This window comes from Enterobacter cloacae complex sp. SYL001, from assembly GCF_049237025.1.
GTDB classification, from domain to species: Bacteria; Pseudomonadota; Gammaproteobacteria; order Enterobacterales; family Enterobacteriaceae; genus Enterobacter; species Enterobacter intestinihominis.
The window spans coordinates 23191-45090 of the sequence record NZ_JBMKJI010000032.1 but is presented as its reverse complement, the minus strand read 5'-3'; the positions used below and the strand labels follow the sequence as shown (position 1 = coordinate 45090).

Sequence of the window (21900 nt, the reverse complement as noted above, 5' to 3'; positions counted from 1 at the left end):
TACTACGACCGAAAAACCCAGAGTGTGCTCCGGATAGACTGAAAAGTGTTACCTATGTTCCCGGTCTGATCTGTTACCTATGTATCCGGTCATACAGAAGCGCCACCCGGCGTTGTTCACGCCAGCTCCAGCAACTGAACACGCGCCGTCGCGCCCGGCATCAGCTTTTGCAGATTGCTCACCAGCTCATCGCCAGCTTCCTGTAATGCCGCCAGCGGCATCGACGGCAGGCTTTCGAGAATAAACCACATGGACTGCGCCTGGCTGTCCAGACGCGTGCGTATCCCCTGTCGCCAGTTCCAGCGGCGGCAGGTGACGCCAAGATCGTCACGCCAGATAACTTCGCCTGGTTCCGGGTTTTCGACTACCGGCTCACCCTCTTTAAAGGTATCAAACGGCTCGCTGCCGTCGGCCAGCGTCAGGCGCGGCGCACCCGCGTAAGCCGCCAGATTTTCTCCCCCCACCGGAATAGCGTAGCGGATGCTGATGGCATTATAGATATCCACCACCGGGTCGAGCGGCGGCAGCGAACCGTCTCTCATCACGCGCTTACGCAGAGCCGAGGCCGAGCAGGGCGTACGTTTGGGTTTTGCACCAAAGGCTTTAAACACCTCATCCCAGGCGGCGAGATGATTTTCTGCCCAGGGCACATCATCATTGAGCATCTGCTGGCAGACCTGCGCCAGCGCGGCGGGAGCAACCTCCGGTTGGGTGATCGGGGCGGCTTCAACCTGAATGCTCAACGCCCGAAAGCCGGGCGCGATCCCGACAAGTCGCGAATCTATTGACGGTGCTACAAGGGACATAAATAATCCTGTATTGACTGTTTTATACCATGGTAGTGACCAATGACTGATAAAGTCAATATAATGACCGACGCGGGCGCCGATGTTGCCCAGGTAAGCCTGGCCGTCGCGAACCGTATCCGCAGCTGGCGGAAAGAGAAAAAACTGTCGCTGGACGAGCTTTCTCGCCGCGCCAGCGTCAGCAAAGGCATGCTGGTGGAGATCGAAAAAGGGGCTGCCAACCCCAGCATTGCCATTCTGTGTAAACTGGCCGCCGCGCTTGGCGTTTCGGTGGCAGATATCGTTAATGTCTCCAGCGAGCCGCAGGTACACATTATTCAGGAAGAGGCGATCCCAGTTCTGTGGCAGGGCGCACAGGGCGGTTACGCCAGATTGCTGGCAGGCACCGCAGGCCCGGACATGATTGAGCTGTGGCAGTGGGAGATGCATCCGGGAGAAACGTTCACCTCTCCGGGACATCCGGCGGGAACGTTTGAGCTGCTGCACGTGAACGAAGGCGTATTAACCCTGACGGTGGACGAGACGGTGGCACAGGTTAATGCTGGCGCGTCGGCGGTGGCGAAAACGGAAGCGGCGCACGGCTATGCCAATGAAAGCGATACCGTGCTTCGCTTCACCATGACGGTGGCAGAGTTTCACCGATAAAAAGCAGCCCGGTGGCGCTAACGCTTACCGGGCCGACATCTGCAGTATGTTGTAGGCCGGGTAAGCGTAGCGCCACCCGGCGTTTTTTACGCCTCTTCCACGCTCACCCGCAGCGCCGCCAGCGCCTTACGCGCCGCCTTCAGCACCTGCTCACACTGCTCAATGGTGAGCGTCAACGGTGGCTCAATGCGGATGGTTTTCGAGTTGTTGAGCGTTCCCGCCACCAGTACCCGCTGGCGGAACATCTCGCTTGCGAAGCTATAACCGGTTTCGTTATCAACGAACTCAATCGCCATCAGCATCCCTTTCCCGCGTGCATCCTGTACCAAATCCGGGTATTCCCGGCCCAGCTGACGGAAGCCGTCCAGCAGCATGTCGCCTTTCTGCTCCGCCTGCGCAGGCAGGTTTTGCTCCAGCAGCACGTTGATGGTGGCCAGCGCTGCCGCACAGGCCAGCGGGTTACCGCCAAAGGTGGTGGTATGTAAGAACGGGTTGTCGAATAGCACCGAGAAGACCTCCTCAGTGGCGACCGTTGCGCCAATCGGCATCACGCCGCCGCCGAGCGCTTTCGCCAGGCATAAAATGTCTGGCTGAACGTTCTCATGCTCGCAGGCGAACATCCTGCCGGTGCGCCCCATCCCGGTCTGCACTTCGTCGAAGATCAGCAGCGCGCCAAACTCATCGCACAGCTGACGCACGGCGGGCAGATAGCCCTGCGGCGGGAGGATCACCCCGCCTTCGCCCTGAATCGGCTCCAGGATCACCGCCGCCACGTCGTCGCCGGTTTTACGGCATTCACTCAGCATGGTGCGCATGGCGTTGATGTCGCCGAACGGTACGTGGCGGAAGCCCGGCAGCAGCGGCATAAACGGTTTGCGGAAGGTGGATTTGGCGGTCGCCGACAGTGCGCCCAGGGATTTCCCGTGGAACGCGCCGCTGGTGGCGATAAAGGTGAATTTCCCGCGCGGCGACTGGTACGCTTTGGCGAGTTTAATCGCCGCTTCGACCGATTCGGTGCCGCTGTTGCTGAAGAAGCTGTATTTCAGCTTACCGGGCGTTAAGGCTGCCAGCGTTTTCGCGAGCATGGCGCGAAGCGGATCGAGCAGTTCCTGGCTATGGAGAGGTTGTTTCGCAAGTTGATTCTGTACGGCGGAAACCACAACTGGATTACGGTGCCCCACGTTGAAAATACCAAAACCACCCAGGCAATCGATAAACTCCTGTCCCTGGGTGTCGACAAGCGTATTCAGACTCCCCGCTTGCCACTCTACGGCTCCGTAATCCCCGCCGGCGGTAACAGATTTGCGATACTCCAGAAAACCAGGATTCACATGCTCTTTAAAGTAATCAATGACCTCACGGTTAAGTTGTTTCATCTCCTCATGATCAAGCGTTCGCTTTTCAATGAGATTCAGTGCGTGCGCGGTACAGGCAAGAGCCGAGGCGCTGGAAGGTAACCTGTTCAAAATATGCTCCCGGGGATCGCGTATCACATGATACTGAGTTAAGTATTGCAGGGATTACGCCACCTCAGATGCCTTAACAAAAATCGGGATAAACGCCAGCTGAAATCAAAGTTGCACAATATTTAATCATGCCATCGCGCGCCGCACGGGATAAGGGATAACGAGCCGGGGATTGGGTTTCGTCAATTGCACTGCTCCAGGGCAGGAAATGCGCCTTAAGTGTGCGCCGGGGGATCATGCTTTGTAGGTAGTTTCGTGTCGAAAGTATTTTAAATCAATTAATTAGAAAAGCGTACGAAAAGTGCGGTTTAACCGAGATTTGCGATCTCAATCATATTTAACAACTAAAGATAAATTTTTTATCGCCGAAAAAACATAAGCCACAAAATTAACATTCAAATAACCTGCAAGGGATGCTCACTATGTCCTCTCCTGACTATGTCACCCAGAATGAATATCCGCTGGACGATGACACCACGCTTATGTCGACCACCGACCTCCACAGCTACATGACCCACACTAACGACACCTTTGTGCAAGTGAGTGGCTTTACGCTTCAGGAGTTGCTCGGGCAGCCGCACAACATTGTGCGCCACCCGGATATGCCGAAAGCGGCTTTTGCCGACATGTGGTACACGCTGCAAAAGGGCGAGCCCTGGAGCGGGATTGTCAAAAACCGACGTAAAAATGGCGATCACTATTGGGTACGCGCCAATGCGGTACCGATGGTGCGTAACGGTCAGATGACGGGCTATATGTCCATTCGTACCCGCGCCACCGAGGACGAGGTCGCCGCGGTGGAGCCGCTTTATAAGGCGCTCAATGAAGGACGTAGCAAAAAACGCATTCATAAAGGGCTGGTGGTGCGCAAAGGCTGGCTCGGCAAATTACCGGCGATGCCGCTGCGCTGGCGCGTGCGTAGCGTAATGGCGGTACTTTTTGCGGTGATGGCTGCAACGCTGGTTGCCAGTGCCACAGGCTGGGCTTCGCTGGTGGCGGCAGCCGTGGTGATGCTGCTTGGCACCCTGGTGTTTGAGCAACAGATTGTCCGCCCGGTGGAAAACGTCGCAAGGCAGGCGCTCAGGGTCGCTACCGGCGAGCGTAACAGCGTGCAGCATCTTAACCGCAGCGATGAACTGGGGCTGACGCTGCGGGCCGTCGGACAACTGGGGCTGATGTGCCGCTGGCTTATCAACGACGTCTCCAGCCAGGTGGTGAGCGTGCGCGACGGCAGCGACAGGCTGGCGCAGGGTAATGAAGATCTCAACGACCGCACGCGCCAGACCGTGGCTAACGTGCAGCAGACCGTGGCAACAATGAACCAGATGGCGGCGTCGGTGCAGAGTAACTCTGAGACCGCAGCCGAAGTCGACAAGCTGTCGATGGCTGCCAGCAGCGCGGCCACGCAGGGCGGCACCGTGATGCAGACCGTGGTGAAAACCATGGATGACATTGCCGACAGTACCCAGCGCATTGGCTCTATTACCTCGCTTATCAATGACATCGCCTTCCAGACCAATATTCTGGCGCTGAACGCCGCGGTTGAGGCGGCACGCGCGGGCGAACAGGGGAAAGGCTTTGCGGTGGTGGCGGGCGAAGTGCGTCATCTTGCCAGCCGCAGCGCGAACGCGGCTAACGATATTCGCAAGCTGATCGACGCCAGCGCCAGCAAAGTGCAGTCGGGCGCCGATCAGGTCCACGCCGCGGGACGTACCATGGATGATATTGTCGAGCAGGTGAAAAACGTCACGCAGCTTATCGCGCAGATCAGCCACTCCACCTCCGAGCAGGCGACAGGCCTGACAGAGCTGACCCGTGCCGTGGCAGAACTGGACAGCATTACGCAGAAAAATGCTGACCTGGTCGAAGAGAGCGCGCAGATTTCCGCGATGGTTAAGCACCGGGCTGGACGTCTTGAAGATGCGGTTACCGTGCTGCATTAAGAAATGCATGCTTCGATAAAGCCGTTTATTCCTCCGGGGTAAACGGCTTTTTGTTTTTCAGAATAAGTTATGTTGTTAATGAAATATTAAGTAACTAAAAAAAGCATCCGATTTTTAATTGCTCCGCCCCGGATTTATTGAAAGTGAGAAATAAAAAAACGATCAAAGTCATAAAGTTAGCGCGTTTCCTACCGATAACAGCGATCGTCTGAGAAATAATCACATCGATGGGGTAAATATGTTCATACATGACGTAAAGATCGGCACGAAATTATTTCTGGCGTTTGGATTATTTATTGTCCTGATGGTCGTCAGCGCAAGCTTGTCTCTGATGAGCCTGAATCGGGCAAACAATGGAATGCAAACCATTCTTACCAGCGACTATCCAACTACGGTAAAAGCGAACCAGTTAATCGACAACTTCCAGGAATTTATCAGCACGCAGCAGCTCATGCTGCTGGACGAACAGGGAACGTACACGACGCAATCAGAACAGCGTCTGAAGGCGATAAGCGAGCGCATCACCGCAATCCTGAGCGAGCTGGACAACGCTCTCAAGGATAAAAAATCCCAACAGGTGCTGGCGGACATCCACGGCGTACGCCAGCAATATCTTGACTCGCGCTACCGCATTTTGCAGTCCGTGCAGAATAACGACCGTGCGGGCGCGATAAACGAGATGATGACCAACACCCTGGACCTGCAACAGTCTTATAAAGCGAAAGTGCAGGCGCTGATTGCGATCCAGGATCATGAAATGCAGAGTGCGGGCGAGCAGGTGGAAGGCGATTTCCGCACTAATCGTCTGCTGCTGATCCTGATTACGCTTTTCAGCGTCGCGGCAGCCAGCCTGACTGGCTGGTTCATTGTGCGATCCATTACCCGCCCGCTGAACGACGCGGTGAATTTTGCGGAGGCCATCGCCGATGGCGATCTCACCGGCAGCATTACCTCGCACGGTAAAGATGAAACCGGACTGCTTCTCACCGCATTGATGGAGATGAAAACGCGCCTGCTGGAGATTGTGCAGCAGGTGCAAACCGGATCGGAAAACATCTCCAGCGCCGCCGCGCAGATTGTCGCAGGCAACCAGGATCTGGCTGCCCGCACGGAGGAGCAGGCCAGTTCCGTTGAGCAGACGGCCGCGTCGATGGAGCAGATTACCGCCACGGTGAAGAACACCGCGTCCCACACCGGAGAAGCGACGAACCTGTCTGCCGATGCGGCTGCCGTGGTCAAAAACAACGGCGAGATGATGAAGCAGGTCACCAGCAAAATGCGCTTGATTAACGAAACATCGAACCGGATGTCCGACATTATCGACCTGATCGACGCCATTGCCTTCCAGACCAACATTCTGGCGCTGAACGCGGCGGTCGAAGCGGCGCGCGCGGGTGAGCATGGCCGCGGCTTTGCGGTGGTGGCGGGCGAGGTACGCCAACTCGCGCAGAAAAGTGCAACATCAGCAAGTGAGATCCGCCAGCTGATTGAAAGCTCCACAAGCCAGACGCAGGACGGCATGAACCTTGTGGAGAAAGCCAGCGGGCTTATCAACGGCATGGTCGGCAACGTGGAAGAGATGGACGTCATCCTGCGTGAAATTCGCCAGGCCAGCCATGAACAGACAGAAGGTATCTCGCAGATCAACAGCGCGATTGGCCTGATAGACGCCACCACCCAGCAGAACTCCGCGCTGGTGGAGGAGTCCGTTGCGGCGGCGGCATCCCTTAACGAACAGGCGATGCACCTGAAAGAGCTGGTTCGCGTGTTCCGCGTGAGCGACGGCGTGCTGGCTTAATCCAGCTGGGAGATCTCCAGTGCCGCGCGGTCAATCACGCCGATAATCTGTTTTAACTGCGCGTCGCTGAGTTCTCCCTGATTAACCTTCAGATCCAGAACCGCTTTGAAGTTATCCAGCGCCCGCTTCATCTGTGGGTTTTTGCGCAGCTGGAATCCGACGGAGCGCGCCTTGATACGCGTCTGGATCTGCTCCAGCTGTTCCCGATTGTCATCCAGCCATTGCTGCCCGGCGGCGTTAATTGCAATCCGCTTACGGCCGTTCTCTTCTTCGGTAATGGTGATCAGCGCCTGATCCTGCAAGTAATCCAGCGTCGGGTAGATCACGCCAGGGCTTGGCGTGTAATGTCCCTGCGTCAGGTTTTCGATCTCTTTAATCAGCTCATAACCATGGCTCGCGTTGCGGGTCAGGATATCCAGGATCACCAGCCGCAAATCACCATGGCCAAAAAATCGTGGCCGGCGTCCGCCGCCGTCGTGTTCGTGTCGCATGTTTCTTCCTCAATTTGATATATCTAAACTATATCTAAGATATATTCAGATGCAATCTAAAAGATCTTGATTTCTGAGTTAATAGCAATCATTATCATTAAAAATTCATTCCGATATATCGTATTCACCTGAGAAGGGCATCAACATGGCATCTATCCGTTACCCTCAACGTGTCCGCAATGACCTGCGTTTTCGTGAGCTGAACGTGATGCGCACTGAGCGAGTCAGCGCAGGATTTCAGCGCATTGTACTAGGCGGCGAGGCGCTGGAGGGCTTTAGCTCTCGCGGCTTTGACGACCATACCAAAGTCTTTTTCCCGGCACCGGGCACCACTTTCGTGCCGCCTGTGGTGACCGATGAAGGCATCGACTGGGGCGACGGGGTGCGTCCGCAGGCGCGTGACTACACCCCGCTGTACGATGACGAAAAACATGAGCTGGCGCTCGATTTCTTCGTTCATGATGGCGGCATTGCCAGCAACTGGGCGGTAGAGGCGAAGGTGGGCGACAAACTGACCATCGGCGGTCCGCGTGGTTCGCTGGTGGTGCCGGAAGATTACGCCTGGCAGCTGTACGTGTGCGACGAGTCGGGCATGCCCGCGCTGCGCCGCCGTTTAGAAGGCATCGCAAAACTGCCTGTTCGCCCGGCGATCCATGCCATCGTCACCGTAGGCGATGCGGCGTACCAGGACTATCTGGCGCACCTGAGCGGGTTCAACATCACCTGGGTTATCGGCCACAACGAGCAGGCGGTGGCCGACCATCTTGCCGCGCTGGACGTGCCGGAAGAGGATTACTTTATCTGGCTCACCGGGGAGGGGAAGGTGGTGAAACGCCTGAGCCGTCAGTTTGAAAGCGACGCAATTGACCCGCAGCTGGTGCGTGCCAGCGCGTACTGGCACGCCAAATAATCAGGCAGCGGGATCCAGCTGCGCTTCGCTCACCTGATGTTCGAGCGAGGCGCATACCTCTTTCAACGCTTTCTCCTGCTGGGCAAAGTAGGCTTCCATATTGCTGAGCGACGAGACGAGCAGCCAGGATTCTTCCTTCTCCAGCTCTGCCAGCTCGTTCACCAGGGTGTCGATTTGCTCACGCACCTGCGCCATCTTTTTGCGAATACGTTCCAGGTCGTTCAGCCTGTCGCTCGCCATCATCGGTTCGAATCCTTGTTGCAGACGGGCGACCAGCGAGCGAATGGCCTTCACGTCGCCGCGCTGTTTGGCCTGGTTGAGTTGCACCATCATCCTGTTGGCTTCTTCTTTTAAATCATCGGCAACCAGATCCGGGTGGCATAGCTTGCTCGCCTGACGCCAGAGCCGCTTCAGCTCGTTCCGATCCTCTTCAGAGAGATCCTTGCCTTTACGCAGGCGCACTTCGGCATCATGATGCTGTTCGCGATACTTCTTGTACTCTTCGTTGGCCTCATCGCGCGCCTGACGTGCTGGCTCTTCTTCACGCGTTAAACCGGTCTCCAACTCCATCGCTTCGGCCAGCAGGTTGGCAATCAGATTACTTTGCTGCTGAAGATGCTTGCGCGCCTCTGCCGCCTGAACGGAATCCGCAGGCAGATCTCGCCAGCGCCGGGTGAGCGTTGTCAGATCCTCTACGGCCTGCGCCATATAGCCCTGGCAGCGGCGGTAATCCTCTTCCCGACGACGCGTCTCCGCCTGCTGACGACGCAGGTTAAGCTCCGCCAGCGTTTTACGCAGGGCGAGGATCTGCTGCATCAACGGCCCGAGGCGGGAGAAATAGAGATCGTTGAACTCATCAAGCTGCTGTACCCGGGCGTTACGGCGATCAATCAGATCGCGCAAGCGCTCTTCCAGAGCCTTTAGCTCCAGCTTGCTGGCCGCCAGTTGCGGGTCACGCCACGGGGTAACGGCGCGCTGGCTTTGCAGCCAGGCGGTGATAGCGCGAAGGGCTGCGGTGTAATTTTTCTGCTCAAGCGCCGCGACGATGGACAGGAGATTATCGTCAAAGGCTTCCTCTTTGAGACGTTTCAACTGGCTCCGGATGATGTCGTCATCTTCCAGCTCAATGGCATTTTTAATGATTTCTAGCCGTTTGATCGGTGTGCTCATGATGCCTTTCGCTCTGGCGCTTAAGTATTTGAGTTAAGGTTAGTTGTTGTAAAAGCTACTGGAAATAATACACACGGATGATGATCGGCGCGATGGGGGATTTCTTTAGAATTGCAGAATGTGAAGATGGGCGCGTAACAGATGAAATGAGCAGGTTGCTTTTGATGATAAGCGCTAATCCGTTGAAATAAATAGCAATCGCTTTAAAACCAAGACCAGTCCCTACTTAAAATTACCAGGTAAAACGCGTATTCCCCCGAATAGTTTGCCCTTTCGGGAGTGCTTACGCTTCGTGTCACTGACTTTTCCTGACACTGGCAGACGATGGTTCGCCGTGCGGAATGCTTTTCCAAAGGAGTGTAGATGAAGATGAAAGCTATTGTAGTCGCCCTGCCGATCGCGATGATCCCGGCTACCGTTCTGGCGGCAAACAGAAAGAGCACTTAGGCGGTGAGCATCTGTATGTCGACCGGGGCTATCACTATATCGATATGGGTAAGATCGACAGTGGATATAACAACTATGCGAACATGCGTGGCTTAAAGAATGAGCAGATGAAGGCGCATATTGTCTCTAACGAATTTACGCTGGGCATGTGTTACGTGTTTTAACCTGTTGTGAATATCACTGCTTTAAAGCAAGGCCAACACCGTGGGAGTGTGGGGCTGGCTTTTTTCTTGTGCGCATGTGGCATGTGGGGTTCCTGATTTCCATCAAAACCAACGATTATGTTTTACATAAAAATAGGTAACGATGATGATCCATGTCAGGGTAAGAATACCAAAATAGTCAGGGATGAAACGCGCAAAAAGATAAGCACCAGCAACGATGAGCGCTATAGGGATATAATAAATATATGATTGCAAAAACCATAATATTGCTCGTTTCATCTTCTTAATAACTCATATAAAGCATCGCCGATTATTTCCTCATTGTTGCCACCTGATTCAATTTGATAAATTATTTTTGTCATTTGCGGTTCAATAAGAAAGTAAAGCATCTCCAGATTCTGTTGGTACAATGCCTGGTAATATGCAGGGTCCTGAAATTTGAGCTTATTAGCTGCTAGCGCCGCCACCTGTGCTTTCGAATAGATTATAGCACCGTTAACATACATTGATGATAAAGAATTAACCATTCTGATATGCGACTCGTGAAAATCGCCGCTACTGATTATCAGCTTTGCAATAGTTAAGGACAGCGCTAGTTTGCTAGATTTCTCAGCGTACTCATAAGCCTTATCGCCTAATTCCTTTTTAAGAAATGCACCGAGATTGTTACTTTTTTGCTCTCCCAGTCTTTTGAGAGTTTTCTGAAAGTAAATCTCAACCATATCAAGAGCAACATCGTTTCGGTTATAGATTTCGGCAAGTGCTAATGTGAGACGGCGGTCTTCATTTATTAGCTCGCGACAGGTATTGCGGTAGTAATCGTCTGGTATCAGGCACGAACCATAGTTAATTATACGTTGTGTACCAAGCTTTAGATTTTCGATAGCACTCATATTGGTAGCTTGTATTTCTCGCAATGCTTTGGTTAGCGCCAGGGCTAGATTCCTTTCTGATTGCAACTTCATTTTTGCATAGCCGTCTGCCATTGTTATTTCCCTTGTTGTAACATTACCCTGTCAATAATTGATCATCATTGTCATAGGGGGCAAGGAAGAAAATGAAAAAAAGCGGTAGAGTGGCAATTTATGTTCTAGTGGTGATTATTTTCTTTCTAACTATTCCAGAGATCGTCGTTCGTGTACTCACTCCGGAGCAGTTTGCTCGATTGGGTGATTTTACAAGCTTTGGTGGCTTGTTTAGTCATATCCTTTCTTTATTGATTTTCCTTGGCTTAGCTTCAATTCTGCTGGGCATACTCGCCATTTTTGTAACGAAAAAAATTTACCGCCATGTCACTCGATACAAAAGCTAATCTTCAAAACTGATCCACAAGGCGGCAGGTGAGGGGGGAGTTAAGTGTGTTCTGATCTGCGTCATACAATTGGGGTCTGGATCGAGATCGGGTTCAGTTAAGATGCCATGTAACGATAATGGAACACTGTCAGTTACATAGAAAAAGCCACTCGTTAGAGTGGCTTAATTATATGATTCTAAAGCTAAAATTTGGTGGCCCCTGCTGGACTTGAACCAGCGACCAAGCGATTATGAGTCGCCTGCTCTAACCACTGAGCTAAGGGGCCGTGGCGGTGAATTATAAAGTAACTCACCTCAGCAATCCAGCCATTCACACCTGCCTGCTGTTTTTATAAACAACGCATAATCAATCCTTTATACTTATCTTAAGATGCATAGACAGGAGTAGAGATGATCAATGATATTCTGGCCCCTGGCCTGCGGGTGGTGTTCTGCGGAATCAACCCGGGCAAGTCCTCGGCGCACACCGGTTTTCACTTTGCTCATCCGGGAAATCGCTTCTGGAAGGTGATCCACCAGGCCGGTTTTACCGACAAACAGCTTAAGCCGGAAGAAGAGCAGCAGCTGCTGGATACGCGCTGTGGCATCACCATGCTGGTCGAGCGTCCAACGGTGCAGGCGAGCGAAGTAAATCTGCATGAGCTGCGTACTGGCGGGCGGGAACTGGTGAAGAAGATTGAAGACTACCAGCCCGCGGCGCTGGCGATCCTCGGCAAGCAGGCCTACGAGCAGGCGTTCAGCCAGCGCGGTGCGAAGTGGGGTAAGCAGAACATTACCATTGGCGTAACGCAGGTTTGGGTGTTGCCGAATCCGAGCGGGCTGAACAGGGCGACGCTGGACAAGCTGGTGGAGGCGTATCGGGAACTTGATGAGGCGCTGGTGGTGAGGGGGCTTTAGCTCCTCTGCGGCCTGATGCCCTCACCCTGGTCCTCTCCCACAGGGAGAGGGAATAAACAAAAAAAAAGCTCCCGATTGGGAGCTTTTTGCGGTTTACATGGGTTAGTCGTCCAGGAAGCTACGCAGTACTTCAGAGCGGCTCGGATGGCGCAGCTTACGCAGCGCCTTCGCTTCGATCTGACGGATACGTTCGCGGGTCACGTCAAACTGTTTACCCACTTCTTCCAGCGTGTGGTCGGTGTTCATATCGATACCGAAACGCATACGCAGCACTTTCGCTTCACGGGCGGTCAGGCCAGCCAGCACGTCGTGCGTAGCGGCACGCAGGCTCTCGGTGGTGGCAGAGTCCAGCGGCAGCTCGAGGGTAGTATCCTCGATGAAATCACCCAGATGCGAATCTTCATCATCACCGATTGGTGTTTCCATGGAGATTGGCTCTTTAGCGATTTTCAGCACTTTGCGGATCTTGTCTTCCGGCATCAGCATGCGTTCAGCCAGCTCTTCCGGCGTCGGCTCGCGACCCATCTCCTGCAACATCTGGCGAGAAATACGGTTGAGCTTGTTGATGGTCTCAATCATATGCACCGGAATACGGATGGTACGCGCCTGGTCTGCGATAGAGCGGGTGATCGCCTGACGGATCCACCAGGTAGCATAGGTGGAGAACTTGTAACCACGACGGTATTCAAACTTATCTACCGCTTTCATCAGACCGATGTTGCCTTCCTGAATCAGATCCAGGAACTGCAGGCCACGGTTGGTGTATTTCTTGGCGATAGAGATAACCAGACGTAAGTTCGCTTCAACCATCTCTTTCTTAGCACGGCGGGCTTTCGCTTCACCGATAGACATACGACGGTTGATGTCTTTCACCTGCTCGATGGTCAGGCCGGTCTCTTCTTCAATCTGATGCAGCTTTTGCAGGCCGCGCTGTACGTCTTCTTTCACGTCGTGCAGCTTTTCAGACCACGGCTTGTTCATCGCGATAGCGGCGTTGAACCAGGTTTCGCTGGTTTCATTGCCGGTGAAGAGGGTGATGAAATTCTTCTTCGGCATTTTGCACTGTTCAACACACAGCTTCATGATGATACGTTCCTGGGTACGTACGCGATCCATCATCACGCGCATGCTGTTCACCAGGTAGTCGAACTGTTTTGGCACCAGGCGGAACTGTTTAAACACTTCCGACAGCTTCAGGATCTCTTCCTGAGCGGCAGCATGGCTGCGGCCTTTCGCTTTGATGGTGTCACGCGTCACTTCGTACTGAGTACGCAGCTCGGCAAACTTCTCGCGCGCCAGTTCAGGGTCGATGCTGTTGTCGTCGTCGCTGCTGTCGTCGTCTTCTTCTTCATCTTCGTCTTCGTCGTCATCCATCTCTTCCTGAGACAGCTCAGAACCGACGTGAGTGGCGGTTGGCGCCATATCTTCTTCAGCGTTCGGGTCGACAAATCCAGTGATCAGATCGGACAGACGCGCTTCTTCCGCTTCAACGCGATCGTACTGCTCCAGCAGATAGGTAATCGCTTCCGGGTATTCGGCAACAGAGCACTGAACCTGGTTGATCCCGTCTTCGATGCGTTTTGCGATGTCAATTTCGCCTTCGCGGGTCAACAGTTCAACGGTACCCATTTCACGCATGTACATGCGGACCGGGTCAGTGGTACGCCCGATTTCAGATTCCACGCTGGACAGTACCTGTGCAGCAGCTTCTTCCGCATCTTCGTCAGTGTTGTTGGAGGTTTCAGCCAGCAACAGATCATCGGCATCCGGTGCTTCTTCCATCACCTGAATGCCCATGTCATTGATCATTTGGATGATATCTTCGATCTGATCTGAATCGACGATATCTTCCGGCAGATGGTCATTGACCTCGGCATAGGTCAGATAGCCTTGCTCCTTACCGCGTTGGACAAGAAGTTTCAGCTGTGACTGCGGGTTTTGCTCCATAAGACGGTATCCACACTTAATTCGTTTGATTGGTGTCGGCGATAGGGCTGCCAACCTTTAAAGCGAGGGCGTACTTATATTTTTGCCGCTGCCTCTCAGTGCGGCTGCCGGGGGCTTCCCGATCGATATTCGGCACTTAAGCCGTTAAATTTTTTATTTCTTCGCCAGTTCCTGGTTAATCATCCAGAGCTCCCGGCGTTCTTCGCTGCTTAAGCCATGGGTGCGCTCGCGAGCTATCAACTCTTCCTGGCGCAACTCAAGCATCGAATCAAACATATGGTTGAGTGAGTCGGTGAACGTTTTTTCTGCGATATCCTTATCTGCTATATCGTCCCACATCGACAGTTTTTCAAGGGTAGCGGCCTCTTTTGTGCCGCGATAATGCTCTAAAAGTTGTCCGGTGGTCAGACCTGGCTGAGACAAACAAGTGTTGACCAATTCTGAAAATAAGCCAAGTCCGGGCAATTTTTCGTGGTTCAAACCCGCCAGTGACGGCACTTGCGGAGCAAGTTCGGGGTTTTGCACCAGCAACCCTATCAGTATACGCATGGTTGTGCGTTTTAGCTGAGGCGCGGGGCGTACCGTGCCGTTTTCAGCCTGTTTAGGCATTAAACGTTCAAGCTGGCTGTCATCCAGAATGCCGAGCTTGTTGCCTAACTCCTGACGCAGATAGATGCGCAGCGTTTCGCCGGGCACCTGGCTGATTAACGGCAGCGCCAGCGTGCTGAGCTGCGCGCGCCCGTCAGGGGTACTCAAATCCACCTGCGGCATCAGGCTGTTAAACAGAAACGTGGAGAGCGGCTGAGCCTGCTCCATCCGCGCTTCAAATGCCGCTTTGCCCTCTTTACGCACCAGCGTATCCGGGTCTTCACCGTCGGGCAGGAACATAAAGCGTAGCTGACGCCCGTCGGTCATATACGGCAACGCGGTTTCCAGCGCTCGCCAGGCGGCGTCGCGTCCTGCGCGGTCACCGTCGTAACAGCAAATCACGTTGTTGGTGACGCGGAACAGCAACTGGATATGGTCCGCCGTGGTGGACGTTCCCAGCGACGCAACGGCATAGTTAATGTCGTACTGCGCCAGCGCAACAACATCCATATAGCCTTCGACGACCAGAAGACGCGGAGGTTCCGCATTATCCTGCTGTGCCTCATAAAGACCGTAAAGCTGGCGGCCCTTATGGAAAATATCGGTTTCCGGGGAGTTAAGGTATTTCGGCAGGGCATCACCCAGCACGCGACCACCAAAACCTATCACCCGGCCACGCTTGTCGCGGATCGGGAACATCACCCGTTCACGGAAGCGGTCGTAGCTTCGTCCCTGGTCGTTGGTGACCAGCATGCCTGCGTCGATGAGGGATTTACGATCTTCGCTATTGCCGCCAAAACGCTTTAACACGTTGTCCCAGCCGGGCGGGGCGTAACCAATAGCGAAACGCGCAATCACATCGTCGCTCAGTCCGCGCTTGTTCAGATACTGACGCGCAGGCTCAGCCGCAGAGTGCTTAAGAGACTGTTGGTAAAACGAATTCAGGCCATCCATCAACTGATATAGCGTTTGCCGCTGATGGCGCTCGATCTGACTTGGCCCACTGCCTGCTTCATACGGCACTTCAAGGTTATGCATCGCCGCCAGCTCTTCGACGGTTTCAACGAACTCGAGCTTGTCGTAGTTCATCAAAAAATCGACGGCATTACCGTGTGCGCCACAGCCGAAGCAATGGTAGAACTGCTTTTCACCGTTTACGGTGAAAGAGGGGGTTTTTTCGTTATGGAACGGACAGCACGCATGGTAGTTCTTGCCCTGCTTTTTTAGCTTCACCCGCGCGTCGATGAGATCGACGATGTCGGTTCTGGCAAGCAGGTCATTGATGAAAACGCGTGGGATTCTTCCGGCCATATGCCCCAAAAATTTAAGCGACTTATAAACGAAAACAAGCCGCGCATTCCTTCCGGAAGCACGGCCTTACGACTACAACTCTGTCTGTCAATTGAGGGCTGTGGCCCTCAACAGATTAGTACAGACGAGTACGGCGTGCGTTTTCGCGAGCCAGTTTCTTCGCGTGACGTTTCACAGCGGAAGCTTTAGCGCGCTTACGTTCGGTCGTTGGTTTTTCATAAAACTCACGACGACGAACTTCAGCCAGAACACCTGCTTTCTCGCATGAACGTTTGAAGCGACGCAGTGCTACGTCGAACGGCTCGTTTTCACGTACTTTAATTACCGGCATGTAACTCTCACCTTTAATAAATTCGGTTTGCCGCTGGCATCAACGCCAGCTTATTTCAAAATGGTGCGGAATTTTACTGCAAATGCTGCTGCTTTGTAAAGCACCGATGCGATTTTGAAAGGGACTTTTATAAGGGGGAAGAGTATACACGAGGCTTCTTCCTGGGGCGAACAAAGTTTTACATCAACCCGCCCAGGCTCTACACTGCGCGGTATTGAAACGAGGTAAAACAAGTCATGCGTGTACTGGGTATTGAAACATCCTGCGATGAAACCGGCATCGCGATTTACGACGACGAAAAAGGGCTTCTGGCCAACCAACTGTATAGTCAGGTGAAATTGCACGCTGACTACGGTGGCGTCGTGCCTGAACTGGCCTCTCGTGACCACGTGCGTAAAACGGTTCCCCTGATTAAGGCGGCACTGAAAGAGGCCGGGTTAAGTGCAAAAGATATTGATGCCGTGGCCTATACTGCAGGACCGGGCCTGGTTGGCGCGCTGCTGGTCGGCGCAACGGTAGGGCGTTCGCTGGCCTTCGCGTGGGACGTTCCGGCCATTCCGGTTCACCATATGGAAGGACATCTTCTGGCTCCGATGCTGGAAGCCAATCCGCCAGCGTTCCCGTTTGTGGCGCTGCTGGTCTCCGGCGGTCATACGCAGCTGATTAGCGTAACGGGCATTGGCAAGTATGAGCTGCTGGGCGAATCAATCGACGACGCGGCCGGTGAAGCCTTCGACAAAACCGCCAAGCTGCTGGGCCTGGATTATCCTGGCGGCCCGATGCTGTCGAAAATGGCCGCGCAGGGAACGGAAGGGCGCTTTGTCTTCCCGCGTCCGATGACCGATCGTCCGGGGCTGGATTTTAGTTTCTCCGGTCTGAAAACCTTCGCGGCGAACACCATTCGCAATAACGACGACGGCGAGCAGACGCGTGCCGACATCGCCCGCGCGTTCGAAGATGCGGTGGTGGATACGCTGATGATCAAGTGCAAGCGTGCGCTGGATCAGACGGGCTTTAAGCGCCTGGTGATGGCCGGTGGCGTGAGCGCCAACCGTACGCTGCGCGCGAAGCTTGCCGAAATGATGCAAAAGCGTCGTGGGGAAGTGTTCTACGCGCGTCCGGAATTTTGTACCGATAACGGGGCGATGATCGCCTACGCCGGGATGGTGCGCCTGAACGCTGGCGCCACGGCTGACCTGAGCGTGTCCGTGCGTCCGCGCTGGCCGCTGGCGGAGCTGCCTGAGGCGTAAGTCTTTTGCCCGGTGGCGCTGCGCTTACCGGGTCTGCAAAAATCGTAGGCCGGGTCAGGCGAAGCCGCCACCCGGCAATAAACCGCACTACATCCGCAGCATCCCTTTCTCTTCCAGAAACGCAATGATCGTCGCCAGCCCGTCACCCGCCTTCAGGTTGGTAAAGGTCCACGGACGCTCGCCGCGCATGCGATTAGTGTCGCGCTCCATTACCTCCAGCGACGCCCCCACGTACGGCGCGAGGTCGGTTTTATTGATCACCAGAAAATCGGATTTGGTGATCCCCGGCCCGCCCTTGCGCGGAATTTTTTCCCCCTCGGCCACGTCGATCACGTAGATGGTGAGGTCCGCCAGCTCCGGGCTGAAGGTCGCGCTCAGGTTATCCCCGCCGCTTTCGACGAAGATCAGATCCAGATTGCCGAACTTCTCGCTCAAGGCTTCCACCGCTGCCAGGTTCATTGAGGCATCTTCGCGGATGGCGGTGTGCGGACAGCCGCCCGTTTCCACCCCTACGATGCGCTCTGGCTCAAGCGCACCCGCCTCGGTCAGGATGCGCTGATCCTCTTTGGTGTAGATATCGTTAGTCACCACCGCAAGATGATAGGTGTCGCGCATCGCCTTGCAGAGCGCTTCCAGCAGGGCGGTTTTGCCCGACCCTACCGGGCCGCCCACGCCAACGCGCAGGGGATGTTTGTAATCAGCCATATTGACTCCTCAGGAACGGAATAGTCGTGAATATTGGGTTTCGTGGCGCGCGGAGGCGATGGCGGACAGCGGCGTAGCTGCCCCCAGCGCGTCGTCGCCACGTAAAAATGCCTGTTCAAACCCGGCGGCAAAATGGTCGCTCAGGTCGATAATCAGCTGTTGTGCGGCCTGCTGCCCAAACGGCACCAGCTTGACGCCCGCCATCACCGCGCTCTCAATCCAGCTGTAGCCGAGGCTCAGCGCCAGCTCGCGCGCGCTAATGCCCCAGCGCACGCCGAGCCACGCCATACCGCCGAGCTGGCTCTGCATCAACAGCGGCAGCCATTCTGGCGGGCAGGCGGGTTCCCAGCTTTTAACCAGGCGCGTAAAGGCTGCGCCGCGGTTGCGTTCTTCCTCGCGCAGTTCGCGCGTTTCCCGACAGGCGAGGAGGTATGCCGTCCAGCGTTTTGCTGTCGCGACCTCCTGCTTCTCGCAGGCATGATACAGGCGGATAAACAGCGGCAGGTCGACGCAGAAAAAGCTCTGCTCCATCTGCTGGATCTGCCAGCGCCTGAAAGCCTCAGCGTCCGTGATCCACCCGGCCTCGACAGCCCACTCCAGCCCCTGTGACCAGGTATACGATCCGACCGGCAGGCTACTGCTGGAGAGCTGCATCAGGCGCAGCCGCTGGCGGGCGTGCTCCATCAGCTCATCAGCGCCAGCAGGGCAGAGACGATCAGCCCGCCGCCGAAGGTTTTACGCAGGACGTCGTGACGGCGCAGCAGCAGCCCTGCCGCGAAGCTGGCGCACAGCACCGTGGCACTGGCTAACATAAATCCGCTGGTAAAGAGCCAGAAGCTGTGGCCGGACATCTCCACGCCGTGCGCCCAGCCATGGAACATCGCCAGGGCTGGAACCGCCAGCAGCAGGCGATTTTCAGTCTTAAACATCATCACGCCGCAGACCGCCAGCGAGGCGATAATCAGCATCTCCATGCCGCTAAAGCCGCCGAGCAGGCTGCCCGCAACGGCGCCAGCAAGCATCATGCCGAGCGTTGCTAACGGCAGCAGCAGCTTGCGGCCGCTCAGGGCGGACAGCACGCCAGCCCCCGTCAGCATCAGCAGGTGATCCAGCCCGGTCAGCGGATGGAGAAAACCTGCCTGAAAGCTGTCGGTCCCGTGACCGGGATGGGCAAGCGCCGGAACGGAAAAGGCCAGCAGAAACAACGGCAAATACTTACGCATGATGAGTCCTTAATGTGAATGAGCGTGGGAGTGGCCATGGCTGTGGGCATCGCTGGTGTAAGCGCCCGCTTCCGGTTCAAAGGGCAGGCTGGCGAAGGTCACCTCCAGCCCGAACTGACGTAGCATGTCGTCGAGAACGTGATCGTGGTGGTAGCGCAGTTCGCCGGGCATGATTTGCAGCGGTACGTGGCGGTTGCCCAGGTGATAACAGGCGCGGGCGAGCAGGAACGGGTCGGCACAGCGCACCACGGAAACCGACTCCGGGGCGGCGATCACTTCGATCACTTCGCTGCCGTCGTCGGTAGTCAGCAGGTCGCCCCCGCGCAGCAGCAGGCCGCGCGGCAGCATTAGCCCGGCTTCGCGGCCGTCGTTCAGCGCCACGCGGGCGCGGCTTTTTACCCGCACGTCAATCGGCAGCGTAACGCTGGCGGTGACGGGGTGCGCGTGGTCCAGGCGTTGGGTTAAATAAATCATCATCACTCCTCAAAACAGAAAATAGCGTTGCGCCATCGGCAAAACTTCTGCCGGTTCGCTGGTGATCAATTCGCCGTCGACGCGAACCTCATAGGTTTGCGAGTCAACGGTGATATTCGGCTGTAAATCGTTGTGGATCATGTCGGCCTTTTTCACCGTCCGGCAGCCTTTCACCACCGCGGTGGCGCTTTGCAATCCGAGCCGCTGCGGAATGCCGCTGGCATCAGCGGCCTGCGAGACAAACGTCAGCCGCGTGGCGTGGCGTGCGGCACCAAGTGCACCAAACATCGGGCGGTAATGCACCGGCTGCGGCGTGGGGATCGAGGCGTTGATGTCGCCCATCGGCGCGCAGGCGATCATCCCGCCTTTGACGATGGTGGCCGGTTTGACGCCAAAGAAAGCGGGGGACCAGACCACCAGATCCGCCAGCTTGCCCGCCTCAATAGAACCGACCTCATGGGCGATGCCGTGGGTAAGAGCCGGATTAATGGTGTATTTGGCGACATAGCGCTTCACGCGGAAGTTGTCGTTCTCGCCTGTCTCTTCCGGCAGTGCGCCGCGCTGCACCTTCATGCGGTGCGCCACCTGCCAGGTGCGGATAATCACTTCCCCCACGCGGCCCATGGCCTGTGAATCTGACGAGGTGAGCGAGAACGCGCCGATATCGTGCAGCACGTCTTCGGCGGCGATGGTTTCCCGACGAATACGGGATTCCGCAAATGCCACGTCCTCGGCGATATCCGGGTCGAGATGGTGACAGACCATCAGCATGTCCAGGTGCTCGTCGATGGTATTCACCGTGTAGGGCAGCGTCGGGTTGGTGGAGGAGGGCAAAATATTCGGGTGCGCGCAGGCGGTGATGATATCCGGCGCATGGCCGCCGCCCGCCCCTTCGGTGTGGAAGGTGTGGATGGTGCGCCCGGCGATGGCGGCCAGCGTGTCTTCGACAAAACCGGACTCGTTCAGTGTGTCGCTGTGCAGCGCCACCTGAATATCCATCTCTTCAGCGACCTCCAGCGAGCAGTTGATTGCCGCAGGCGTCGCGCCCCAGTCTTCGTGGATCTTAAGCCCGATGGCGCCAGCCGCGATCTGCTCGCGCAGCGCGTCCGGGTTTGAACCGTTCCCTTTGCCCAGCAGGCCAATATTCACCGGCAGCGTATCGGCGGCCTGCAACATGCGGGCGATATACCACGGCCCCGGCGTGCAGGTGGTGGCATTTGTACCTGCCGCAGGGCCGGTGCCGCCGCCGATCATGGTGGTGACGCCGGAGACCAGCGCCTCTTCCGCCTGCTGCGGACAGATCCAGTGGATGTGGGTGTCGATCCCGCCAGCGGTGACGATCTTCCCTTCTGCGGCGATCACCTCCGTTGCCGCGCCAATCGGGATCGTCACGCCGGGCTGAATGTCCGGGTTTCCGGCTTTGCCGACGGCGAAGATCCGCCCATCTTTTATGCCGATATCCGCTTTCACAATCCCCCAGTGATCGACAATCAGCGCGTTGGTGAGCACCAGATCCACGCAGTCGTCGGCGGTCATCTGCCCCTGTCCCATGCCGTCGCGGATCACTTTTCCGCCGCCGAATTTAACCTCTTCGCCGTAGATCGTGAGATCGTCCTCCACTTCGATCCACAGCTCGCTGTCGGCCAGCCGCACTTTATCCCCGGTAGTGGGGCCGAACATATCGGCATACGCCTGGCGTGAAATCTCAGCCATGTTTCACCTCGCCCATGACCTCGCCGCGAAAACCAAAAATGCGCTGCGCGCCCGTCACCTGCACCAGCGCCACTTCCCGCTTCTGGCCGGGCTCGAAGCGCACGGCAGTACCGGCCGGGATGTTGAGTCGGTAGCCTCGAGTGGCTTCGCGATCGAATTTCAACGCCGGGTTGACCTCGTAAAAGTGGTAATGCGAGCCGACCTGGATCGGCCTGTCGCCGTGGTTTTCCACGATCACACTTCGGGTTTCGCGCCCGACGTTGAGCGCAATGTTGCCGGACTGGATCCGGTATTCGCCTGGGATCAT

Annotated in this window: 22 protein-coding genes and 1 tRNA gene; 8 read left to right on the top strand and 15 right to left on the bottom strand. The window is 55.7% G+C overall.

Annotation, left to right across the window (positions count from 1 at the left end):
* Positions 1–116: 116 nt before the first annotated feature.
* On the bottom strand, positions 117–806 hold the full coding sequence (locus ACOTZP_RS21255; protein WP_023298680.1) for a B3/4 domain-containing protein: 690 nt from the start codon (positions 804–806) through the stop codon (positions 117–119).
* Positions 807–848: 42 nt separating this feature from the next.
* Between ACOTZP_RS21255 and ACOTZP_RS21250 the strand changes: the two genes are divergently transcribed.
* On the top strand, positions 849–1451 hold the full coding sequence (locus tag ACOTZP_RS21250; RefSeq protein WP_045308009.1) for a helix-turn-helix domain-containing protein: 603 nt from the start codon (positions 849–851) through the stop codon (positions 1449–1451).
* Positions 1452–1537: 86 nt separating this feature from the next.
* Here ACOTZP_RS21250 and ygjG read toward each other — a convergent pair whose 3' ends face one another.
* Positions 1538–2917: a putrescine aminotransferase gene (gene ygjG, locus ACOTZP_RS21245; protein ID WP_022649457.1), complete on the bottom strand. Its 1380-nt coding sequence runs from the start codon at positions 2915–2917 to the stop codon at positions 1538–1540.
* Between the two features lie 422 nt (positions 2918–3339).
* Here ygjG and ACOTZP_RS21240 point away from each other — a divergent pair, with 422 nt between their 5' ends.
* The gene (locus tag ACOTZP_RS21240) at positions 3340–4860 is read left to right on the top strand and encodes a methyl-accepting chemotaxis protein (protein WP_271074555.1); all 1521 of its coding nucleotides are present in this window, start codon (positions 3340–3342) and stop codon (positions 4858–4860) included.
* Positions 4861–5098: 238 nt separating this feature from the next.
* On the top strand, positions 5099–6658 hold the full coding sequence (locus ACOTZP_RS21235) for a methyl-accepting chemotaxis protein (RefSeq protein ID WP_045622958.1): 1560 nt from the start codon (positions 5099–5101) through the stop codon (positions 6656–6658).
* Here ACOTZP_RS21235 and ACOTZP_RS21230 read toward each other — a convergent pair.
* Positions 6655–7149, bottom strand: coding sequence for a PadR family transcriptional regulator (locus tag ACOTZP_RS21230; RefSeq protein WP_017382401.1), 495 nt, complete (start codon positions 7147–7149; stop codon positions 6655–6657). The two genes, ACOTZP_RS21235 and ACOTZP_RS21230, sit on opposite strands and share 4 nt — an antisense overlap.
* 145 nt (positions 7150–7294) lie before the next feature.
* Between ACOTZP_RS21230 and ACOTZP_RS21225 the strand changes: the two genes are divergently transcribed.
* Positions 7295–8059 (top strand): siderophore-interacting protein, encoded by a 765-nt coding sequence (locus ACOTZP_RS21225; RefSeq protein WP_271074554.1) that lies wholly within the window; start codon positions 7295–7297, stop codon positions 8057–8059.
* Here the strand turns inward: ACOTZP_RS21225 and ACOTZP_RS21220 are convergent, their stop codons facing one another.
* Positions 8060–9229, bottom strand: coding sequence for a DNA repair protein (locus ACOTZP_RS21220; protein ID WP_271074553.1), 1170 nt, complete (start codon positions 9227–9229; stop codon positions 8060–8062).
* 341 nt (positions 9230–9570) lie between these two features.
* On the opposite strand from ACOTZP_RS21220, the gene ACOTZP_RS21215 reads away from it, so the two are divergent.
* Entirely contained in the window at positions 9571–9840 is a 270-nt protein-coding gene (locus tag ACOTZP_RS21215) for a hypothetical protein (protein WP_332976693.1), read from the top strand.
* Between the two features lie 275 nt (positions 9841–10115).
* Here ACOTZP_RS21215 and ACOTZP_RS21210 read toward each other — a convergent pair whose 3' ends face one another.
* Positions 10116–10826: a hypothetical protein gene (locus ACOTZP_RS21210; RefSeq protein ID WP_271074552.1), complete on the bottom strand. Its 711-nt coding sequence runs from the start codon at positions 10824–10826 to the stop codon at positions 10116–10118.
* Positions 10827–10897: 71 nt separating this feature from the next.
* On the opposite strand from ACOTZP_RS21210, the gene ACOTZP_RS21205 reads away from it, so the two are divergent.
* The gene (locus ACOTZP_RS21205; protein WP_022649451.1) at positions 10898–11152 is read left to right on the top strand and encodes a hypothetical protein; all 255 of its coding nucleotides are present in this window, start codon (positions 10898–10900) and stop codon (positions 11150–11152) included.
* Between the two features lie 192 nt (positions 11153–11344).
* On the opposite strand, the gene ACOTZP_RS21200 is transcribed toward ACOTZP_RS21205, so the two are convergent.
* Positions 11345–11420 (bottom strand) — tRNA-Ile (locus ACOTZP_RS21200).
* A gap of 124 nt (positions 11421–11544) precedes the next feature.
* Here ACOTZP_RS21200 and mug point away from each other — a divergent pair.
* On the top strand, positions 11545–12051 hold the full coding sequence (gene mug, locus ACOTZP_RS21195; RefSeq protein ID WP_023298636.1) for a G/U mismatch-specific DNA glycosylase: 507 nt from the start codon (positions 11545–11547) through the stop codon (positions 12049–12051).
* A gap of 102 nt (positions 12052–12153) precedes the next feature.
* Here the strand turns inward: mug and rpoD are convergent, their stop codons facing one another.
* The 3 genes from rpoD to rpsU all read right to left on the bottom strand — a co-directional run bounded on the left by rpoD (position 12154) and on the right by rpsU (position 16228).
* On the bottom strand, positions 12154–13998 hold the full coding sequence (gene rpoD, locus ACOTZP_RS21190; protein WP_006812010.1) for an RNA polymerase sigma factor RpoD: 1845 nt from the start codon (positions 13996–13998) through the stop codon (positions 12154–12156).
* A 153-nt stretch (positions 13999–14151) separates the two neighbouring features.
* The gene (gene dnaG, locus ACOTZP_RS21185) at positions 14152–15897 is read right to left on the bottom strand and encodes a DNA primase (RefSeq protein ID WP_003862574.1); all 1746 of its coding nucleotides are present in this window, start codon (positions 15895–15897) and stop codon (positions 14152–14154) included.
* Between the two features lie 115 nt (positions 15898–16012).
* Positions 16013–16228: a 30S ribosomal protein S21 gene (gene rpsU / locus ACOTZP_RS21180; protein ID WP_001144069.1), complete on the bottom strand. Its 216-nt coding sequence runs from the start codon at positions 16226–16228 to the stop codon at positions 16013–16015.
* 236 nt (positions 16229–16464) lie between these two features.
* Between rpsU and tsaD the strand changes: the two genes are divergently transcribed.
* Positions 16465–17478 (top strand): tRNA (adenosine(37)-N6)-threonylcarbamoyltransferase complex transferase subunit TsaD, encoded by a 1014-nt coding sequence (gene tsaD, locus ACOTZP_RS21175; RefSeq protein WP_271074551.1) that lies wholly within the window; start codon positions 16465–16467, stop codon positions 17476–17478.
* An 87-nt stretch (positions 17479–17565) separates the two neighbouring features.
* Here tsaD and ureG read toward each other — a convergent pair whose 3' ends face one another.
* Genes ureG through ACOTZP_RS21145 form a run of 6 tightly spaced genes read right to left on the bottom strand, consistent with a single transcriptional unit; the run spans position 17566 to position 21900 of the window.
* Complete coding sequence (gene ureG, locus ACOTZP_RS21170; RefSeq protein WP_023298635.1) at positions 17566–18183, bottom strand: urease accessory protein UreG; 618 nt, start codon at positions 18181–18183, stop codon at positions 17566–17568.
* A 9-nt stretch (positions 18184–18192) separates the two neighbouring features.
* Positions 18193–18867, bottom strand: a complete 675-nt coding sequence (locus ACOTZP_RS21165; protein WP_023298634.1) for an urease accessory protein UreF — start codon at positions 18865–18867, stop codon at positions 18193–18195.
* The gene (locus ACOTZP_RS21160) at positions 18867–19406 is read right to left on the bottom strand and encodes a HupE/UreJ family protein (protein WP_046620809.1); all 540 of its coding nucleotides are present in this window, start codon (positions 19404–19406) and stop codon (positions 18867–18869) included. Before ACOTZP_RS21160 ends, ACOTZP_RS21165 begins: the two co-directional genes overlap by 1 nt.
* 9 nt (positions 19407–19415) lie before the next feature.
* The gene (gene ureE / locus ACOTZP_RS21155) at positions 19416–19880 is read right to left on the bottom strand and encodes an urease accessory protein UreE (RefSeq protein WP_045308003.1); all 465 of its coding nucleotides are present in this window, start codon (positions 19878–19880) and stop codon (positions 19416–19418) included.
* Between the two features lie 9 nt (positions 19881–19889).
* The gene (gene ureC / locus ACOTZP_RS21150) at positions 19890–21593 is read right to left on the bottom strand and encodes an urease subunit alpha (protein WP_058646839.1); all 1704 of its coding nucleotides are present in this window, start codon (positions 21591–21593) and stop codon (positions 19890–19892) included.
* A complete protein-coding gene (locus ACOTZP_RS21145; protein ID WP_022649443.1) occupies positions 21586–21900 on the bottom strand; it encodes an urease subunit beta in 315 nt (104 codons plus the stop codon). Before ACOTZP_RS21145 ends, ureC begins: the two co-directional genes overlap by 8 nt.